Consider the following 16,451-nt stretch of genomic DNA (forward strand, 5'->3'; position numbering starts at 1 on the left):
ATGGATGCTACTGTATTGATAGTGGACGACGATGAAGGAATCCGTGAATTGATGCGCTTATTCCTGTTAAAGAAAGGCTACAGCGTGCTGCAGGCAGAAGATGGTTTTCATGCCCTTGAACTGCTGGAAAAGGAAAAGCCGGATCTGATCTTGCTGGATGTCGAAATGCCGGGTATGAACGGGTTGGAAGTATGTGAGAAAATCCGCATGAAGACGACTTTGCCGATTCTCTTTGTCAGTTATCGGAAAGAGCTGGTGTATAAGATTCAAGGGCTCGAAGCCGGAGGTGATGACTATATTACCAAGCCTTTCGATTTTAATGAATTGGAGGCCCGCATACGGGCCATACTTCGGAGAAATGGCTGGAAGAATGCCGAAGAAGACCAGCTGACAATCATCAAATACAAAGATCTTCACATTCATGTAGATGCTCGCGAACTGTACATTGCGGGAAAGCCGGTGAAGCTTTACCATAAAGAATTTCAATTATTGCTGCTGCTGGCGCAGACGCCGAATCGGGTTTGGACTGCTGAACAATTATACGATCAAGTATGGGGCTATTATTCCGAAGGGGATGTCCAGACAGTAAAAGTGCACATCAGTAATTTGCGGAGAAAGATCGAAAAGGACCCCGCTAACCCAAATTTCATCCAAACTGTACGAGGGTTTGGCTACAAATTCATATTGGAGTGAAAGGCATTCGGCTTCCATAGGCCGGATGCTTTTTTGTGTGGATATGTGATCAGGTCCGAAAAATTCTCTTTTGTTAGAATTTTAAGATTATTTAACTATTATTTAACCTTTGCTCCTTATTATTAAGCGTACAAAGGATAAATCTTAGGAGGATCTACTTATGGAAAGCACATTTAATCTCAACAAATTCCTGAAAGCGATGCAAAAGAGAAAGGCATTGATCATTCTCGTCACACTGGCTTTCATTGTCTTTAGTGCTGTTGCGAGCTATACCGTCATGAAGCCGGTTTACCAGGCAACTACGCAAATCCTGATCAATCAAAACACGGAGGGCAGCCAGAATTTCGACAGTCTGGATATCGACACCAACCTTCAATTGATCGGAACGTATAATGTCATCATAAAAAGTCCGGCGATTTTGTCCAATGTGATAGAGGAATTGGAGCTGAATGATTCGGTTTCATCACTGACGGAACGGATTACAGTCAACAATATCGAAAGTTCACAGGTAGTCACCTTGTCCGTTGAAGATTCGTCGATGGAGCAGGCCGTGCTGATCGCCAATACGACAGCGAAGGTTTTTCAAACGGAAATCAAGCAAATGATGAAGGTGGACAATGTCAGTGTACTGGCTGCAGCGGAAGCGAATCCGAATGCCAAGCCCATTCGCCCCGACCCTGTATTCAACATGGCCATTGGAACCATTATTGGATTGGTCTTCGGGGTAGGCATCACGTTGATCCTGGAGCAATTGAATACGACCGTCCGTTCTGAAGAGGATATCGAAGAAATGGCAGGACTGCAGATTTTAGGAGTGGTCAGTCCGGTAGACAGCAATTTAAAAATGGAAAAACCATTAAATCTTAAAGACAGATTGGAGAAGGATGTCCATGCAGAAAACGAAAAAGACAAAAAGGTTAATGCCGCGAAAATTGGTGGCTCGTACTAATCCACAATCGATTGCGGCTGAACAATACCGGACCATCCGGACCAACATTAACTTTTCGACACCTGGACTGGATTCGAAGATCATCCTATTCACATCTGCTTCTAAAGAGGAGGGAAAATCGACGACCGCTGCAAACATGGCGATCGTCTTTGCGGAAACCGGCAAAAAGGTATTGCTGATTGATGCGGATATGCGGCGGCCGACGTTGTATCGGACTTTCCAATTAGGGAATAATACCGGGCTTTCCAACTTATTACTCAGAAAAGGACAGCTCAAACATTCAGTGAAAGCTAGCGGCATTCAAAATTTGGACCTGCTGATGAGTGGACAGATTCCACCAAATCCAGCGGAATTGCTGGAGTCGGATGCGTTGGATGAATTGATGGAAGAGATGCGGGGATTGTATGATTACGTGCTTTTTGACTCGCCGCCAATTCTATCTGTAACGGACTCCAAAATTTTGGCAAATAAATGCGATGGCACGGTGCTGGTCGTCAATACCGGCAAATCTGAAAAGCAAAGTGTTGAAAAAGCGCGTGATTCCTTAGCGACTGCAAAAGCATTCATCCTGGGTGTCGTATTAAATAATTATCCACTGACTAAAGAAAATTATTATTATCACAATTATACGAACTAGTTCGGTCCATTCGACAGGAAAGGGAGAAAATGAATGAAGGTGCATAAACAGCGATTACTCGGAATTCTTCATCATTCTCTACCACCGTTTCTTGTCTTCTTTCGCCAAATCCGTCAATTCATACTGGTCGGGTTTGAAAATATTGAAGAAAAACTTGAAGATGCGGTCTTGCTGACAGCACCGCATTTAACAGGGAAAACTGTCATGGTGACGGGCGCCGGCGGACGGATCGGTTCAGAAATCAGCCGGCAACTGATCCAATATCAGCCTGACCGGATCCTGTTGCTTGGAGATGGACCGCGTTCCATCTATTTGGTGGAGCACCAGCTGCAGAAGCTGTTGGAAAGGAATACCGAAATTATCCCTATTATTCTAAACATGCAGGACAAGAAGCGGCTTTTTGAAGCAGTCCGGCGTCATCGGCCGGACATCATCTATCATACAGCTGGACATCAGCAAATTGATATTACGGAAGAGAAATATGCCGAGGCGCTGTATTCCGATGTTTATGGAATATATAATATTTCGGAAGCGGCTAACCGGTATCGCATCAGCACTTTTGTATTGGTTTCCTCAGAGCAGGCAGTAAAGCCCCGCAATCTTAGCGAAGCCGCCAAACGGTTGACGGAAATAATTGTTGAAAGCATCGCAGTGACGAGTCTGACAGCGTACATGATCATCCGTTTGCCCGACAAGCTGGATCATCGGCAACATGGCGGAAAGCCTTATCACTTGTTTGAGCAGGACGCGTCAGTCATCCAGGCGGTACAAAATGTACTTCATGCTGGAAGAGAGCGGGAAGTGCTAGGAAGCAGCAATTTGATTCAGCAAACAGACAAAAACACCGGAAACGGGTTTTCCCCACAAGACCGGCTTAGTCAAATAGAGGTGGCACGCCTTTTAAAACAGTTGAAAACGATGCCGGAGGAAAAAGCGAAGGAACTGGTTATTTCGATTATAAAGAACTAAAGCGTGAAAGGGTGGAGCAAATGGACGCAGAAAAATATCACAGCGAGCTTTATTTTAAAGAAGATGTGGGCGAGTTCGGAAGGGATCTGCCATTTCAGAATGATGACATGATCGAACAGCATCCTTTCCTGAACAAAATCTATCCCTATGCCCTGAATACCATTCATTTGGTGACATATTGTGAAAACAATACGGTTTCATTGCTGTCAGGCAGTTTGGAAATTGGCACTGTTGAAAGTGCTTCTGGATTTGCAGACGAAATCGGAGGCATCTCATGCGGGGTGGATCATCAGGGGAACTTGAAATCACATGCCTATGACTTGAATACATTGGAAAAAATCGATAAGCATCCACAGACTCGTTTTGTGTTCGCAGGCAGCAGCATTCCCCATTTCGATCGACTCAAGTCCTTTGCCATCAACATGCACATCCACAATAACGTCGATGATGTGATTTCATGGAAACTGGCATTGAATTCAAAAGGCCAGCCCATTTTGATCACTTCACTGATGGAAAAAGAAAACCTGCTTTAACCGAACTTTTTTTAAAACATCTTGCCTAAATTCAGGATGCCCTGAAGCCGCTCTGCCAATTAAAGAATCCACCATGTGAGCCTAGGGAAGCTCGGTATTCCCGGATTTCTGCATAAACTAAACAAAATACAGCTGATTGTTGGATTCCATAAAAGAGAAAAGACAGCGGCCATTGCAGAGGATTGGAACAACCAGCTCAGACAATTCCACTGCTTGAGTCTGGGTAGTAGAAAAAGGGGGATATTCAGTGCTATGTTGCAAAACTTAAAAATAGCCGTAGTCGGTCTGGGCTATGTCGGATTGCCCGTTGCGGTTGCCTTCAACCAAAAATACCCTGTCATCGGCTACGATACAAGTATAGAGAGAGTTCAGGCCTTAACGATTGGCATGGATAAAACGAATGAAGTAAGCCGTGAGGAGTTCAGGAAATCGACCATCCTTTTTACGGCTGACCCAACGGATCTGAATGACGCAGGATTCATCATCATTGCTGTGCCGGCATCCATGGATGAAGAGAAGCTGCCGGAACTTTCTGCTTTGGAAGGGGCCTGCAGATGTGTGGGTGGACATATGAAAAAAGGGGCGGTAGTAGTCTTGGAATCGACTGTGGCACCGGGGATGACCGAGGAGATTTGTATTCCGCTGCTGGAGAAATATTCAGGCTTTGAAAGCGGGAAGGAATTTTTTGTTGGCTATTCCCCTGCCAGAATTTTACCGGGAGACAAAAAAAACCGCTTTACAAAAATAAAAAAAGTAGTGGCAGGGCAAAATGAAGAAGTGACGGATTTTCTGGAACTTGTATATGGAAGTGTCGTGACTGGCGGCATCCATAAAGCGCCGTCTATCCGTGTTGCTGAAACAGCAAAGCTGATCGAGAACATTCAGCGGGATGTCAATGTGGCGTTGATGAACGAATTGGCGCTGATTTGCGAGCGCTTAAAAATCGATACTCAAGAGGTTTTGGAGACAGCAGGAAGCAAACGGGATTTCGTGAAGGCGTTTCCGGATCTGGTCGGTGGACACGGGATTGAGGTGGCTTCATTTTATATGGCGAATAAAGCAAAAATGGTCGGCTATAACTCAGAAGTGATTTTATCGGGACGTAACATCAATGACGGGATGGGCAGATTCATTGCGCAGTCGCTGATCAAAAAAATGATTCAGGAGAATATCAGCATAGCGGACGGACGCGTCACAGTATTAGGGCTTTCTTCTAAAGAGGATATCCCCGACCTGCGAAATTCCAAGGTGATTGATATCGTAAAGGAGCTGAAGGAATACGGCATTGAAGTGCAGTTGGCCGATCCTTATGCATCAGAAGAGGATGCAGAACGTTATTACGAATCGAATATCTTAAGCGAGCACCAGTTGAAACCGGCACATGCCGTTATATTGGCCGTGCCGCATAAGCCCTATAAAGAAGGAGGCTGGCAGCAATTTGAGAGCTTATTGCTTGGACAGCAAGGGATTGTCTTCGATGTAAGGGGCATTCTCGACCGAAAGAAGAAACCGGAAAAAATCCGCTTATGGCGCTTATGACTTTATGGAAAAACGATATTCTCATGCACATCTGAACGGCCCACAGCAGATCGGATAAGAAAGACCCGGAATTGCTGGACTAAGGAACGCCAATCTAAAAGTCTCTTTGTGTTATTTCCAGACGAAGGAATATTTAGAAGAAAAGCAGCCCGCGCGATATTTTCGCGGGCTGTTTTTTTGAACAGGTGGAAGGGTATGGAACAGTATAGAACTAAAGGAGGGCGAAGTTATGGAGATTGTGGCGAAGAGGGATTTGCTCAAGGACCGTTACGGGAATTATTATATGGTGTCTTATGCTTCGAAAAAATCGTTGACGATTGTTAATGCCGCCATGTATCATGCGTTCAATCAAACACTCAATGAAGAGCTGGTGGCTAAAGTGAAGGCAAAGTATCCAAATGACATTGCCTGTGGAAAGTATTTTGCCGATTTGGTCCATGAGCAGGTAGAGCAAATGAACAGCCCCGACAATCCCGGTAAAATCTACGATATTGAAGATGTAAAAAAAGAATATGATTTGCACATGAAGCCGCTTTATGATGATTCATTTCATTTGTAGCGGTATCTGGAAGCCGAACAGTCCACTACACCACTTCTTTAAGAGGAGAGGATTCGTATGCCCAGACTACTAAGTTGCAGTTTCGCGTTGGTGCTGCTTTTGGGAGCGTGTGGCAATGAAGAGCCGGAAGTGCAGATTCCCCCAGGGTCGGATACCAACATAACGGCGGATGACCCGGAACGTGCAGAAGAAGCCGTAAGTGAGCCTGCTTCTGAAGAGGAGGCAGCGACTGTAGATCCGTATGATTATTTTATGCCGGACGGGTCGACAGCTTCTTTTCTCGGTGAAGGAAATGAGTACGCCAGTTTTACACTTCGGACAGTTTATCTGGAAGGCGAGCATGTGGCCGTTTATGAAGACAATGGCGGAACCGTAGCACTGAGAGTTTACAGGCTGAGCGAAGATGCAATCGAACTGGTGGAAGAAAAAGTTGAGTTTTACGAAGACTACACAGCAACACGCGAAGAACTGGAGGCGCTCGAGCCCATCCGGACTTACCTGACCTTCCCATTGGAATCCGGAACGGTTATCGGAGAGCGGACAGTCGTCGAAACGGATGCGACAGTTGAAACCCCTTTTAAAAATTTTGAGCAAGTGGTTGTGCTCGAACGTGAAGGTGAGGAAGATTCACTCAGCAGATCTTATTTTGCCGAAGGTTATGGCGAGATAAAACGTGAATACCGGATGCAGGAGGAAGGCCAAGAGGAATTTGTCGTGACCTCCGTTTTGGAAGAGCTTGAAACAGAATGAAAAAGAGCGCCTGCCGAGGAATGGCAGGCTTTTTATCGATCAAAAAACAACGGATGTCAGATAGTCGGATTTAGTGTAAGCTAGAATTCAAGAATAGTGGAAAAGGGTTGAACCAAATGAAACCTCCGATTAATGCAAAAGACGTTGCAAAGCTGGCAGGCGTTTCGCAATCATCTGTCTCCAGAGTATACTTTGAAGGAGCCAAAGTTTCGGAAAGAACACGTAAAAAAGTTTTGGCTGCAGCTGAAGAGCTGGGCTATCGCCCGAATGAATTTGCCAGAAGCCTAATCACAAGCCGGACGAAAATCATCGGCCTGGTGATGAAAGGTGTGGAAAACCCATTTTATCCCCAAGTGTTGACGCAATTCACCGCTTCGTTTAAAAAGCATGGGTACAGTGTGCTGTTTGTCCATACCAATAACGATGAAATCCAAACAGAGGACGTCGAAACTTTATTGAATTATAACGTCGCAGGGGTGGTTATTACAGATGCCACGATGTCGTTGAAGGTAGCTGAGAGCTTCAAGGCGAACCATATTCCCTTGGTGTTTTTTAATCGAAAATTAAACTTATCTGATTTCTATTCAGTATGCTGCAACAATTTGAATGCTGGACGTGTAATCGCTGAATACTTAATCGCGGAAGGTTCAACGGATATGGCGTATATTTCGGGAAATGAAAATACATCAACAAGTCTGGAACGTGAAAAAGGTTTCAGGGAAGTGTTGGAACAGCATAAGCTGAGTTATGCAAAATATTCTTCAGATTACACCTATGGAGGTGGATATGCCACAGCTCTTACCATAATCGAAAATGGCAGGCTGCCCACCGCTTTTTTCGTGGCGAATGATATTATGGCGTTGGGCGTTTTGGATGCATTGCGGAAAAAAAGGATTCAAGTGCCTAAGCAGGTCAAGGTCATTGGCTTCGACAATATTGATATGGCATCATGGCCAGCCTATGAACTGACGACATGGGAACAGCCGATTGAAAAGATGGTTGAAGAAACAGTTGATTATTTATTAGCTGAAATAGCCGAATATACAGGCACCGCAAGGATCCTGGAAATAGAAGGTGCATTTATTGAACGGAAAACAACGTAATAGATGTTGACTTTCAAGAAATATTCACATACTATCTAAATAGTCTCACTTTTGCATACGTATTCATATTGAAAAATGGAGGAGTTAATTATGATGAAAGTCTTAAAAGCAGGTAAATCACAGGAAGAAGTAAGCGCTAACGATTCAAAGGTTTCGCAAATTGTTGCCGGAGCATTAAAGGATGTAGAAGAGCGTGGCGATCAAGCGGTACGCGAACTTTCCGAGAAGTTTGATAAATGGGCACCTGAATCTTTCCGTTTATCTACCGAACAGATAAATGAAATCGTTTCCAAAGTGCCGGATAGTGTCATTGAAGATATAAAATTTGCTCAAAAGAATATCCGCGAGTTTGCAGAAGCGCAATTAGCTTCTATGCATGATATTGAGGTCGAAAATATTCCTGGTGTCATTCTGGGCCATAAGAACATTCCAGTCAACAGTGTAGGCTGCTACATTCCAGGCGGACGCTATCCGATGGTTGCTTCAGCGCACATGAGCGTTTTGACCGCTAAAGTCGCAGGGGTTAAACGTGTAATCGCTTGCACGCCTCCAATCAATGGCGAAATTCCAAATGCGACGATTGCAGCGATGTCACTTGCCGGAGCGGATGAAATCTATTTGCTGGGCGGAATTCAGGCAATGGCAGCCATGGCGATTGGAACTGAAACCATCGAATCGGTTGATATGATCGTCGGACCGGGTAATGCGTTTGTTGCTGAGGCAAAACGTCAGCTGTATGGACGCGTCGGAATTGATTTGTTTGCAGGACCTACCGAAACTTTAGTCGTAGCAGATCACACAGCTGATGCCGAGATGGTGGCAACGGACCTATTGGGTCAAGGGGAGCATGGACCGACTTCGCCTGGTGCTTTAATTACCACATCAGAAGAACTGGCAAATGAAACGGTGAAGGAAATCGAACGTCAATTAAAGACTTTGCCAACTGCAGATGTTGCAAGTGTTTCCTGGGAAGATTATGGGCAAATCCTTTTAGTTGATTCAATAGAGGAAGCAAGGATTGAAGCGGATCGCTTAGCTTTTGAACACGTCGAGATTCTGACGGAAAACCCGGATTACTTCCTGGAAAATATGACGAATTACGGTTGTTTGTTCCTTGGACCGGAAACGAATGTTGCATACGGTGATAAGGTGATTGGGACCAACCACACTTTGCCGACAAAAGGCGCAGCTCGTTATACCGGGGGATTGTGGGTCGGAAAATTCATTAAGACAGTCACCTATCAGAAAGTGACACCAGAAGCGAGTGCATATATCGGTGAATATGCGGCACGTTTGTGTCAGCTTGAAAACTTCGCAGGACATGCAGAACAAGCACTCCTCAGAGTCAGAAGATATGGCAATAAATAAACTGCATATAGTGGATTAAAGGGTTGATCGTCCATTCTTCTAAGAATCAGATACAAAGAAAGATAATTTTTATTGAATATATTAAGTTCAACTTATTTAACTTGAAGGGTATGGGGGTAGTATAAATGCTTGGCATGATTGGAATGTTTGGCGGGTTGCTTCTATTGATATATTTGACGATGCGCGGAATGAACTTGCTCATCGCAGCACCTTTGACTGCTTTGTTTGTAGCTGTACTAAATGGACTACCTTTGTTTCCCCAGCTTGCTGAAGAAGGGGCCGCCAACTTTTTAACAAATTACATGACTGGATTTACAGGGTTCATCGCCTCCTGGTATTTGATGTTCCTGACAGGGGCTATTTTCGGTAAAGTGATGGAAGACAGCGGTGCAGCTGATAGTGTTTCGAAATGGATTGTCAGCAAAATCGGTATGAAACGAGCAGCTTTGGCAGTAGTAATTGCTTGTGCAGTTTTGACTTATGGTGGAGTTAGCTTATTCGTCGTAGCGTTCTCTGTTTATCCAATGGCTCTTAGCCTTTTCAAACAGGCGGACTTGCCGCGGCGCTTTATTCCAGCGGCACTGGCTTTCGGATCGACGACTTTTACGATGACCTCTGCTGGATCACCGGAAATCCAGAACTGGATTCCGATTGAATTTTTAGGGACATCCCCTTATGCAGGATGGCAAGTCAGTTTAATTGTAGCGATTTTTATGATGGTTTTCGGTTATTGGTGGTTGAAGAAGATGATTGGTAAAGCAGTAGCAAAAGGTGAGCATTTTGTTTCTAGAAAAACAGATCCTTCTGCAGAAAGCCGAAAAGAATTGCCGAATCCTCTTTTGAGTATGATTCCGCTTTTAGTCGTATTGATTATCTCGTATATATTCCATGATTCCCTTGGTACTTCGGCTTTAATTATTGCGTTGAGCGGTGGTATTTTAAGCACCTATCTCATCAATCGAAAATACTTCGAAAATCTTAGCAAAGCTTTTAGTGACGGCGCTATGGGAGCGGTTATCGCTATCGCCAATACGGCGGCTGTAGTTGGTTTTGGTGGAGTTGTCAGAGTGACACCTTCTTTTGAAGCGGCAGTTGATGTGATGACAGGAATCCCTGGAAGCCCGTTGATCGGCGGAGCATTGGCAGTAGCGGTCATTGCTGGACTGACAGGATCGTCTTCAGGTGGTCAAGCAATTGCATTGCCGTTGCTGGCACCTCATTACTTGGATATGGGCGTCGATCCCGAAGCCTTGCATCGAACAGTTTCTATTTCTTCTGGTTCATTGGATTCATTGCCGCAAGGCGGCTATGTAGTCACAACCATTCGTTCGATTGCTGGAGAGACGCATCGTGATGCTTATCCGGCATTCGGTGCATTATCAGTTGTCGTACCATTGCTTGGTGCTGTCCTGGCAGTAGTGTTATTCTCACTTGGATTATAAGATGAAACCGCCCAACAAACGATGCATGATAAAGTTTGTTGGGCAGTTTTTTTATCAAGTAAAAGATGGAGAGGTGCAGATGATGGAGAAAGTTTCAATCCTTGGCGCAGGAACGATGGGCCATTCAATTGCCTTGTCAGCGGCATGGGTCGGCCAAATCGTAAAAGTTTTCGGAATCAATGAGCAAGATCTTAAAAATGCTGATAGAGGACTAAGTAATAAACTCAAAGTAATGACAGACAACGAATTAATCACAGTTGAGCAGGCTGAAGAAATTAAAAAAGGCATTGTCTTGACCACTTCTCTTGAAGAAGCAATTTCTAACTCCACTTTCATTATCGAAGTCATACCTGAGATTTTAGATCTGAAAAAAGATTTGTATAATCGATTGGAAAAGATAATTGGAGATGAAGTGATCATTGCCAGCAATACTTCCGGTTTCAAACCGAGTTTATTGGCTGAAGATCTGAGACATCCTGAGCGTTTTGTGGTGACTCATTTTTGGAATCCAGGACACCTTATTCCATTGGTAGAAGTGGTAAAAGGTCAGTATACGAATGAAAAAACCATTCAACGGGCAATGGAACTTTTACAAGTTATGAATAAGAAACCGATATTGCTCAATAAGGAAATTCCAGGATTCATCGGTAATCGTCTGCAATATGCTTTATTCCGAGAGGCACAGGCATTATTGGATGCTGGAGCCGCTTCAAAAGAAGATATCGATGCGGCAGTTACCTACAGTATCGGACGCAGGTTACCTGTTACAGGACCACTTATGACGGCGGATATGGGAGGACTGGATGTCTTCTCGGCAATTTCCAATTATTTGTTCGAGGATTTGGCGACAGACCAACGCTCAGGTGAAACTTTGTCAAAGCTGGTTGAAGAAAACAAGTTGGGCGATAAAAGTGGAGAAGGGTTTTATTCCTGGAATCCTGATACTTCAGTAAGGTTGAACGAAGAGCGGGAACAGATATTAATTCACTTTTTAAAAAATGATTTGAAAGTGGGGAAATCTGAATGAGCGACTATTTCTCCGAATTGAAAAACAAAACAGTCATTGTTACTGGAGGCAGTAGGGGAATTGGAAAAGACATCGCACTGACTTTCGCCAAGTTGGAAGCCAATGTAGTAATTTCCGGAAGAAATCAAACTGTTCTGGAGTCAGCACTGACCGAGCTGCAAAAGCACAATCCAAAATGCATAGCTGTTTCCGGAGATTTAAGCGATATTGTGGAAATCCGTAAACTGATTGACACAGCAGCGTCCGAATTTGGAACCGTCGATGTGCTGATTAATAATGCAGGGGTCAATATTGCAAAGCCAGCAATGGAAGTGACAGAAGAGGATTGGGACACGGTGCTGGACTTGAACTTAAAGACGGCATTCTTTGCTAGTCAGGCGGCGGGGAGGTACATGCTCGAACAACAGAGCGGGCGCATCATTAACATTGCTTCCCAAATGGCATTTGTCGGTTACATTAAAAGGGCTGCCTATTGTTCGAGCAAAGGCGGCCTTGTGCAGTTGACGAAAGCTTTGGCTGTAGAATGGGCGAGTCATGGGATTCGAGTTAATGCAGTGGCGCCGACTTTTATCGAGACTGAGCTGACTGCAAGTATGTTTGAAGATAAGGAGTTCAAAAAAGATGTCGACAATCGAATCTTGCTAGATGGTTTATCACAGCCTGAAGACATCTCTGGTGCGGTTTTGTATTTGGCTTCGAATTTGGCTAATTTTGTAACAGGTGAAACGATTAAGGTTGATGGAGGCTGGACAGCTATATAAAGATGGTTAAAAAGCAATTGGAACGATTCTGTTTTTGAGGGGATTCACAAGAGCCAGAAATTTATAGTCAGAATAAGAAAATGAACCTTGTAATGAACCTTTAACGCTTTATCCGCCTAAAGTCTGAAATTTCCCGAATTGAGCGAAAACTCTTTCAATTATTCGAATACCCTTTATAATGAACAATTATAAACAAAGGGAGATGAGGCAAATGTCTAAGCTGAAAAACGACTCGTTGCAATTGCATCGGACGCATCAAGGGAAATTGGAGATTCGGTCGAAAGTGGCAGTAGAAAACGAAAGGGACTTGAGCCTCGCTTATTCTCCAGGAGTTGCTGAACCTTGCAGGGAGATCGCTGCAGATCCAGCGAAAGTCCACGACTATACGATGAAGAGCAATATGGTTGCTGTAGTTACAGACGGTACAGCTGTCCTGGGACTTGGCAATATAGGGCCGCTGGCAGCATTGCCGGTTATGGAAGGAAAGGCTATATTGTTCAAGGAATTTGCTGGAGTGGATGCATTCCCGATTTGCCTGGATACGACAGATGCTGAAACCATCATCCAAACGGTGAAATTGCTTGAACCGGGTTTCGGCGGCGTCAACCTTGAAGACATTTCAGCCCCTACTTGTTTCATTGTGGAAGAGCGCCTGAAAAAAGAGATGGGCATCCCCGTGTTTCATGATGATCAACATGGCACCGCCATCGTTACATTGGCTGGCCTGATCAATGCATTGAAATTGGTGGGCAAGGACGTGCAGGAAACCAAAATCGTTGTAAACGGTGCAGGAGCTGCGGGGATTGCCATTGTTAAATTACTGAGTAAATTCGGCTTCGGCCATCTGATCATGTGTGATACGAAAGGTGCCATTTACAAAGGGCGCAAAAATGGCATGAATCCATATAAAGAAGAAGTGGCTGAAATGAGCAATTACGACCGCAAGGAAGGCTTATTGGCAGATGTCATCCACGGAGCGGATGTCTTTATCGGCGTTTCGGCAGAAGGTGCTTTGACTGAAGAGATGGTCAGAACCATGAACAGCGATGCCATCATCTTTGCAATGGCCAATCCGAATCCTGAAATTCTTCCGCATTTGGCGAAGCGGGCGGGAGCCAGAGTCGTGGGCACAGGACGCTCCGACTTCCCGAACCAGGTCAACAATGTATTGGCTTTCCCAGGACTCTTTAGAGGTGCCTTGGATGTCCTGGCTACAGATATCAACGACGCGATGAAAATCGCTGCTGTCGAAGCGATAGCGGGTTTATTGGAGACAGATGAGCTGCATGAAGATTATGTCATCCCGAAACCATTTGATTTGCGTGTAGCTTCTGCAGTTGCGGCTGCAGTTGCTAGAGCAGCAATAGAGACAGGTGTTGCCCGTAAAACGATTGAAACGGATGATCTGAAGCAAAAAACGGCAAGCTTATCGGCAGCTGGAGAAAACTAAACCATACTTATATTAATAGAAGAAACCCATTCGCTGTTATCAGGCGGCTGGGTTTTTTTGCATGGATTTTGGCTGAACGACTGCAAATTTTTTTGAACGCCCACAAATCTGCCTGAATGCCCACAAATCCATTTAAACGACTATAAATGCTTCGAAATTGAAACGAATAGGAATAAAAAATAGCCAACACACCGCTGCTTACAGAGCGGGCGTTGGCTTTTTTCAGGTATACAAGAGTTCTTTATCTTCTGATACTGATGGAATACTTTGTTTTTCATTTCGATAAACATCAAGCAAATCACATGGGCGACCGATAAAGTTGGTTCGGCCATTTCTGATTTTGACAATCCGATCTGCGAGGATATGGGCATCCTTTTCATCATGCGTGACAAAAATGGAAGTGATGTTAGCTTTTTTCAGAATATCCCGCAACTCTTTGCGTATTTTCTCCTGCAGCTCTGCATCCAGATTGCTGAATGGTTCATCGAGTAAGAGAAGGTAAGGGTTTGGAGCAAGTGCTCTCGCTATCGCTACACGCTGCTGCTGGCCACCGCTCAATTGATGGGGATAGCGCTTTGCATAGCCCTGCAGTTCTACGAGCTCCAAGACTTCCTGGAGGCGCTTCTGCTTTGCAGCTTTTTTCAGGCGGAAAAGACCAAACAAGATATTGTCAGCAACCGTCAAATGAGGAAACAGCGCATAGTCCTGAAACACCATGCCGATTCCACGCTTTTCAGGCTGTACAAAATTGCGGTCATCAACAAGAACCTGATCTTGAATCGCGATTTTTCCATTAGACGGTTTTTCAAGCCCGGCCAACAAACGCAAAACCGTGCTTTTCCCACTTCCGCTTCTTCCGAGAATCGAGATCACTTCTCCTTTTTCAATCTGCAATGAGAAATTATCGAGTGCAGGAACTCTTGTATTCGGATAGGAAAAGCTTAGGTTTTCAATCGATACAAACATGTCAATCCATCTCCTTTTCCAAAAACTTATAAAAGATGACGATGGCTAAAGCACTGATGCCAACAATCAATAAAGAAGCTTGGGAAGCTTCCATGATTTTTTCATCACTTGCATACTGAAAAGCTTTTGTAGAAAGTGTATCAAAATTAAACGGCCTTAAAATCAAGGTTAACGGAATTTCTTTCAGCACATCGATAAAAACTAAGATGAAGCCACTGATAATCGCGCCTTTCATTAAGGGCATATCCACTTTGAAAAAAGTTCTCGTCAGCCCGGCACCAAGGAGGCGGGAAGCATCCTGAAAATCCGTTCCGATTTTATCATAGCCAGTCTCGATCGAACTAAAGCCGATCGCGAAAAAGCGGATGATGTAAGCAGTGATAAGCAACAGGATACTGACGCTGAGGACGAGTGTTGTATTCATGCCGGCCATTCGATAAAGCGGGGCCAGAAACTCATCCAATGCGACAAAGGCGGTTACGACAGCCACTGCAATGACTGCTCCGGGAATAGAGTAGCCAAGAACTGTCAGTTTCGGCAGCAGTTTAGCCAATCGTCCCTGAACAAGGCGGGCGAAATTGCCGACGATCAATGCGAAAATGATAATGGCTGCGGCGCTGAATCCTGCCACAAAGATGGAGTTTCTCATATAAGCCATGAAATCATCAAGTGGAATGGTTCCAAAAGTCAAAATCGTCCAATCGATCAGCTGGGCAACAGGTATGAAAAATCCTAAGCCCAGTATGGCGAAACCATAGCCAGCTGCTGCAAATGCCTTCCAGCCTGTCAGTTGGATAAGCGGAAGGGGGCGAACTTTAGTGGAAGAATAACTGTACTGCCGTCTGCCTCTCAGTATTTTTTCAATAAGTAGGATCACTATGACAAAACCCATCAAGGAAGCTGCGAGCTTAATGGATGTTTCGAGGTCGCCCAAGCCGAACCATGTTTGAAAGATTGCTGTTGTAAAGGTCTGAATGCCGTAGTATTTCACCACTCCATAATCATTCAGCACTTCAAGGACAACCAAACTGGCGCCCGCAATGATGGAAATCCGGGAAATCGGAACAACGACCTGGAAAAACGTTCGCCATGCCCCTTTTCCGAGCAACCGGGTACTCTCAATTAAAGAAGCGGATTGCTGCGACAGAAAAACTTGAGAAATGGTATAAACATATGGAAAGAGAAAAATCGTATAGATGAAAATTGCACCTGGCAGGTTCATGATGTCGAAGTGCGCCGGATTCAATGCCATGCCAAAATGCTCGCGAAGCGTTGTCTGGATCACGCCAGTATAATTGACGATGCCATGGTATGTATAAGCACCGATAAAAGGTGGAATGGAAAGTGGCAAGATCAATGCCCATTTCAAAAATCGACGGAATGGGAACTGGTATTGGGCAATCAGCCACGCCAGGCTCAGGCCGATGATAATCGTCGATACAGCAGTAGCAACAACCAAAATCACAGAATTTTTGACGAAGGACCATAGGACGAACTCTTTCATATGCTCCCAGTTTTCATTGGAGGGTGTGAGCAGGCCCGTTACAATCGTTAAGTTCGGCAAAAACAAGGCAGCGATAATAGCGATGGCTGCAACCGTCCAAACATTTACATTTGCTAATCTTCTTTGCATGTTCCTCTACACCCTTCCAATCGCAAGAAATCCCTTGCTGCTAAACACACACAGCAAGGGGACAGCATAACG

Annotated in this window: 16 protein-coding genes; 14 read left to right on the forward strand and 2 right to left on the reverse strand. The window is 44.6% G+C overall.

The annotated features are described in order from the left end of the window. The 14 genes from ACRC6Q_RS05240 (at position 1) to ACRC6Q_RS05305 (ending at position 13,780) form a co-directional block, all read left to right on the forward strand. Positions 1 to 693, forward strand: coding sequence for a response regulator transcription factor (locus tag ACRC6Q_RS05240; RefSeq protein WP_223634277.1), 693 nt, complete (start codon positions 1 to 3; stop codon positions 691 to 693). A 160-nt stretch (positions 694 to 853) separates the two neighbouring features. Continuing rightward, positions 854 to 1,642, forward strand: coding sequence for a YveK family protein (locus ACRC6Q_RS05245; protein WP_431466001.1), 789 nt, complete (start codon positions 854 to 856; stop codon positions 1,640 to 1,642). Then, a complete protein-coding gene (locus ACRC6Q_RS05250; protein WP_317851897.1) occupies positions 1,584 to 2,279 on the forward strand; it encodes a CpsD/CapB family tyrosine-protein kinase in 696 nt (231 codons plus the stop codon). The genes ACRC6Q_RS05245 and ACRC6Q_RS05250 overlap by 59 nt, the downstream gene beginning before the upstream one ends. 33 nt (positions 2,280 to 2,312) lie before the next feature. Beyond that, complete coding sequence (locus ACRC6Q_RS05255) at positions 2,313 to 3,248, forward strand: polysaccharide biosynthesis protein (RefSeq protein WP_431466002.1); 936 nt, start codon at positions 2,313 to 2,315, stop codon at positions 3,246 to 3,248. Positions 3,249 to 3,268: 20 nt separating this feature from the next. Next, the gene (locus ACRC6Q_RS05260; protein ID WP_431466003.1) at positions 3,269 to 3,781 is read left to right on the forward strand and encodes a sugar-transfer associated ATP-grasp domain-containing protein; all 513 of its coding nucleotides are present in this window, start codon (positions 3,269 to 3,271) and stop codon (positions 3,779 to 3,781) included. Between the two features lie 252 nt (positions 3,782 to 4,033). Then, positions 4,034 to 5,320: a nucleotide sugar dehydrogenase gene (locus tag ACRC6Q_RS05265; protein WP_223634263.1), complete on the forward strand. Its 1,287-nt coding sequence runs from the start codon at positions 4,034 to 4,036 to the stop codon at positions 5,318 to 5,320. A 229-nt stretch (positions 5,321 to 5,549) separates the two neighbouring features. Next, positions 5,550 to 5,879, forward strand: a complete 330-nt coding sequence (locus ACRC6Q_RS05270) for a hypothetical protein (protein ID WP_223634261.1) — start codon at positions 5,550 to 5,552, stop codon at positions 5,877 to 5,879. 57 nt (positions 5,880 to 5,936) lie between these two features. Continuing rightward, entirely contained in the window at positions 5,937 to 6,629 is a 693-nt protein-coding gene (locus tag ACRC6Q_RS05275; protein ID WP_431466004.1) for a hypothetical protein, read from the forward strand. A 116-nt stretch (positions 6,630 to 6,745) separates the two neighbouring features. Continuing rightward, complete coding sequence (locus tag ACRC6Q_RS05280; protein WP_431466005.1) at positions 6,746 to 7,732, forward strand: LacI family DNA-binding transcriptional regulator; 987 nt, start codon at positions 6,746 to 6,748, stop codon at positions 7,730 to 7,732. Positions 7,733 to 7,822: 90 nt separating this feature from the next. Further along, positions 7,823 to 9,100: a histidinol dehydrogenase gene (hisD, locus tag ACRC6Q_RS05285; RefSeq protein ID WP_431466006.1), complete on the forward strand. Its 1,278-nt coding sequence runs from the start codon at positions 7,823 to 7,825 to the stop codon at positions 9,098 to 9,100. A 125-nt stretch (positions 9,101 to 9,225) separates the two neighbouring features. Beyond that, the gene (locus ACRC6Q_RS05290) at positions 9,226 to 10,542 is read left to right on the forward strand and encodes a GntP family permease (protein ID WP_223634252.1); all 1,317 of its coding nucleotides are present in this window, start codon (positions 9,226 to 9,228) and stop codon (positions 10,540 to 10,542) included. Positions 10,543 to 10,621: 79 nt separating this feature from the next. Next, on the forward strand, positions 10,622 to 11,569 hold the full coding sequence (locus tag ACRC6Q_RS05295) for a 3-hydroxyacyl-CoA dehydrogenase family protein (protein ID WP_431466007.1): 948 nt from the start codon (positions 10,622 to 10,624) through the stop codon (positions 11,567 to 11,569). Continuing rightward, positions 11,566 to 12,330 carry an SDR family NAD(P)-dependent oxidoreductase gene (locus ACRC6Q_RS05300; protein ID WP_223634249.1) on the forward strand — a complete coding sequence of 255 codons (765 nt, stop codon included), beginning with the start codon at positions 11,566 to 11,568 and terminating at the stop codon, positions 12,328 to 12,330. The genes ACRC6Q_RS05295 and ACRC6Q_RS05300 overlap by 4 nt, the downstream gene beginning before the upstream one ends. A gap of 211 nt (positions 12,331 to 12,541) precedes the next feature. Continuing rightward, positions 12,542 to 13,780 (forward strand): NAD(P)-dependent malic enzyme, encoded by a 1,239-nt coding sequence (locus ACRC6Q_RS05305; RefSeq protein WP_223634246.1) that lies wholly within the window; start codon positions 12,542 to 12,544, stop codon positions 13,778 to 13,780. 222 nt (positions 13,781 to 14,002) lie between these two features. On the opposite strand, the gene ACRC6Q_RS05310 is transcribed toward ACRC6Q_RS05305, so the two are convergent. Further along, complete coding sequence (locus ACRC6Q_RS05310) at positions 14,003 to 14,746, reverse strand: ABC transporter ATP-binding protein (protein WP_223634243.1); 744 nt, start codon at positions 14,744 to 14,746, stop codon at positions 14,003 to 14,005. Position 14,747: 1 nt separating this feature from the next. After that, on the reverse strand, positions 14,748 to 16,379 hold the full coding sequence (locus ACRC6Q_RS05315; RefSeq protein ID WP_223634240.1) for an ABC transporter permease: 1,632 nt from the start codon (positions 16,377 to 16,379) through the stop codon (positions 14,748 to 14,750). Positions 16,380 to 16,451: the final 72 nt, after the last annotated feature.

The sequence above is a fragment of the Planococcus sp. SE5232 genome, assembly GCF_050686535.1.
Lineage (GTDB): Bacteria > Bacillota > Bacilli > Bacillales_A > Planococcaceae > Planococcus.

Excerpts from the sequence above, each read along its gene's own strand:
- ACRC6Q_RS05275 (WP_431466004.1), top strand. The coding sequence starts at position 5,937 with ATGCCCAGACTACTAAGTTGCAGTTTCGCGTTGGTGCTGCTTTTGGGA.
- ACRC6Q_RS05280 (WP_431466005.1), top strand. The coding sequence starts at position 6,746 with ATGAAACCTCCGATTAATGCAAAAGACGTTGCAAAGCTGGCAGGCGTT.
- ACRC6Q_RS05260 (WP_431466003.1), top strand. The coding sequence starts at position 3,269 with ATGGACGCAGAAAAATATCACAGCGAGCTTTATTTTAAAGAAGATGTG.
- ACRC6Q_RS05250 (WP_317851897.1), top strand. The coding sequence starts at position 1,584 with ATGCAGAAAACGAAAAAGACAAAAAGGTTAATGCCGCGAAAATTGGTG.
- ACRC6Q_RS05290 (WP_223634252.1), top strand. The coding sequence starts at position 9,226 with ATGCTTGGCATGATTGGAATGTTTGGCGGGTTGCTTCTATTGATATAT.
- hisD (WP_431466006.1), top strand. The coding sequence starts at position 7,823 with ATGATGAAAGTCTTAAAAGCAGGTAAATCACAGGAAGAAGTAAGCGCT.
- ACRC6Q_RS05265 (WP_223634263.1), top strand. The coding sequence starts at position 4,034 with ATGTTGCAAAACTTAAAAATAGCCGTAGTCGGTCTGGGCTATGTCGGA.
- ACRC6Q_RS05245 (WP_431466001.1), top strand. The coding sequence starts at position 854 with ATGGAAAGCACATTTAATCTCAACAAATTCCTGAAAGCGATGCAAAAG.
- ACRC6Q_RS05300 (WP_223634249.1), top strand. The coding sequence starts at position 11,566 with ATGAGCGACTATTTCTCCGAATTGAAAAACAAAACAGTCATTGTTACT.
- ACRC6Q_RS05255 (WP_431466002.1), top strand. The coding sequence starts at position 2,313 with ATGAAGGTGCATAAACAGCGATTACTCGGAATTCTTCATCATTCTCTA.
- ACRC6Q_RS05295 (WP_431466007.1), top strand. The coding sequence starts at position 10,622 with ATGATGGAGAAAGTTTCAATCCTTGGCGCAGGAACGATGGGCCATTCA.
- ACRC6Q_RS05315 (WP_223634240.1), bottom strand. The coding sequence starts at position 16,379 with ATGCAAAGAAGATTAGCAAATGTAAATGTTTGGACGGTTGCAGCCATC.
- ACRC6Q_RS05305 (WP_223634246.1), top strand. The coding sequence starts at position 12,542 with ATGTCTAAGCTGAAAAACGACTCGTTGCAATTGCATCGGACGCATCAA.
- ACRC6Q_RS05240 (WP_223634277.1), top strand. The coding sequence starts at position 1 with ATGGATGCTACTGTATTGATAGTGGACGACGATGAAGGAATCCGTGAA.
- ACRC6Q_RS05310 (WP_223634243.1), bottom strand. The coding sequence starts at position 14,746 with ATGTTTGTATCGATTGAAAACCTAAGCTTTTCCTATCCGAATACAAGA.
- ACRC6Q_RS05270 (WP_223634261.1), top strand. The coding sequence starts at position 5,550 with ATGGAGATTGTGGCGAAGAGGGATTTGCTCAAGGACCGTTACGGGAAT.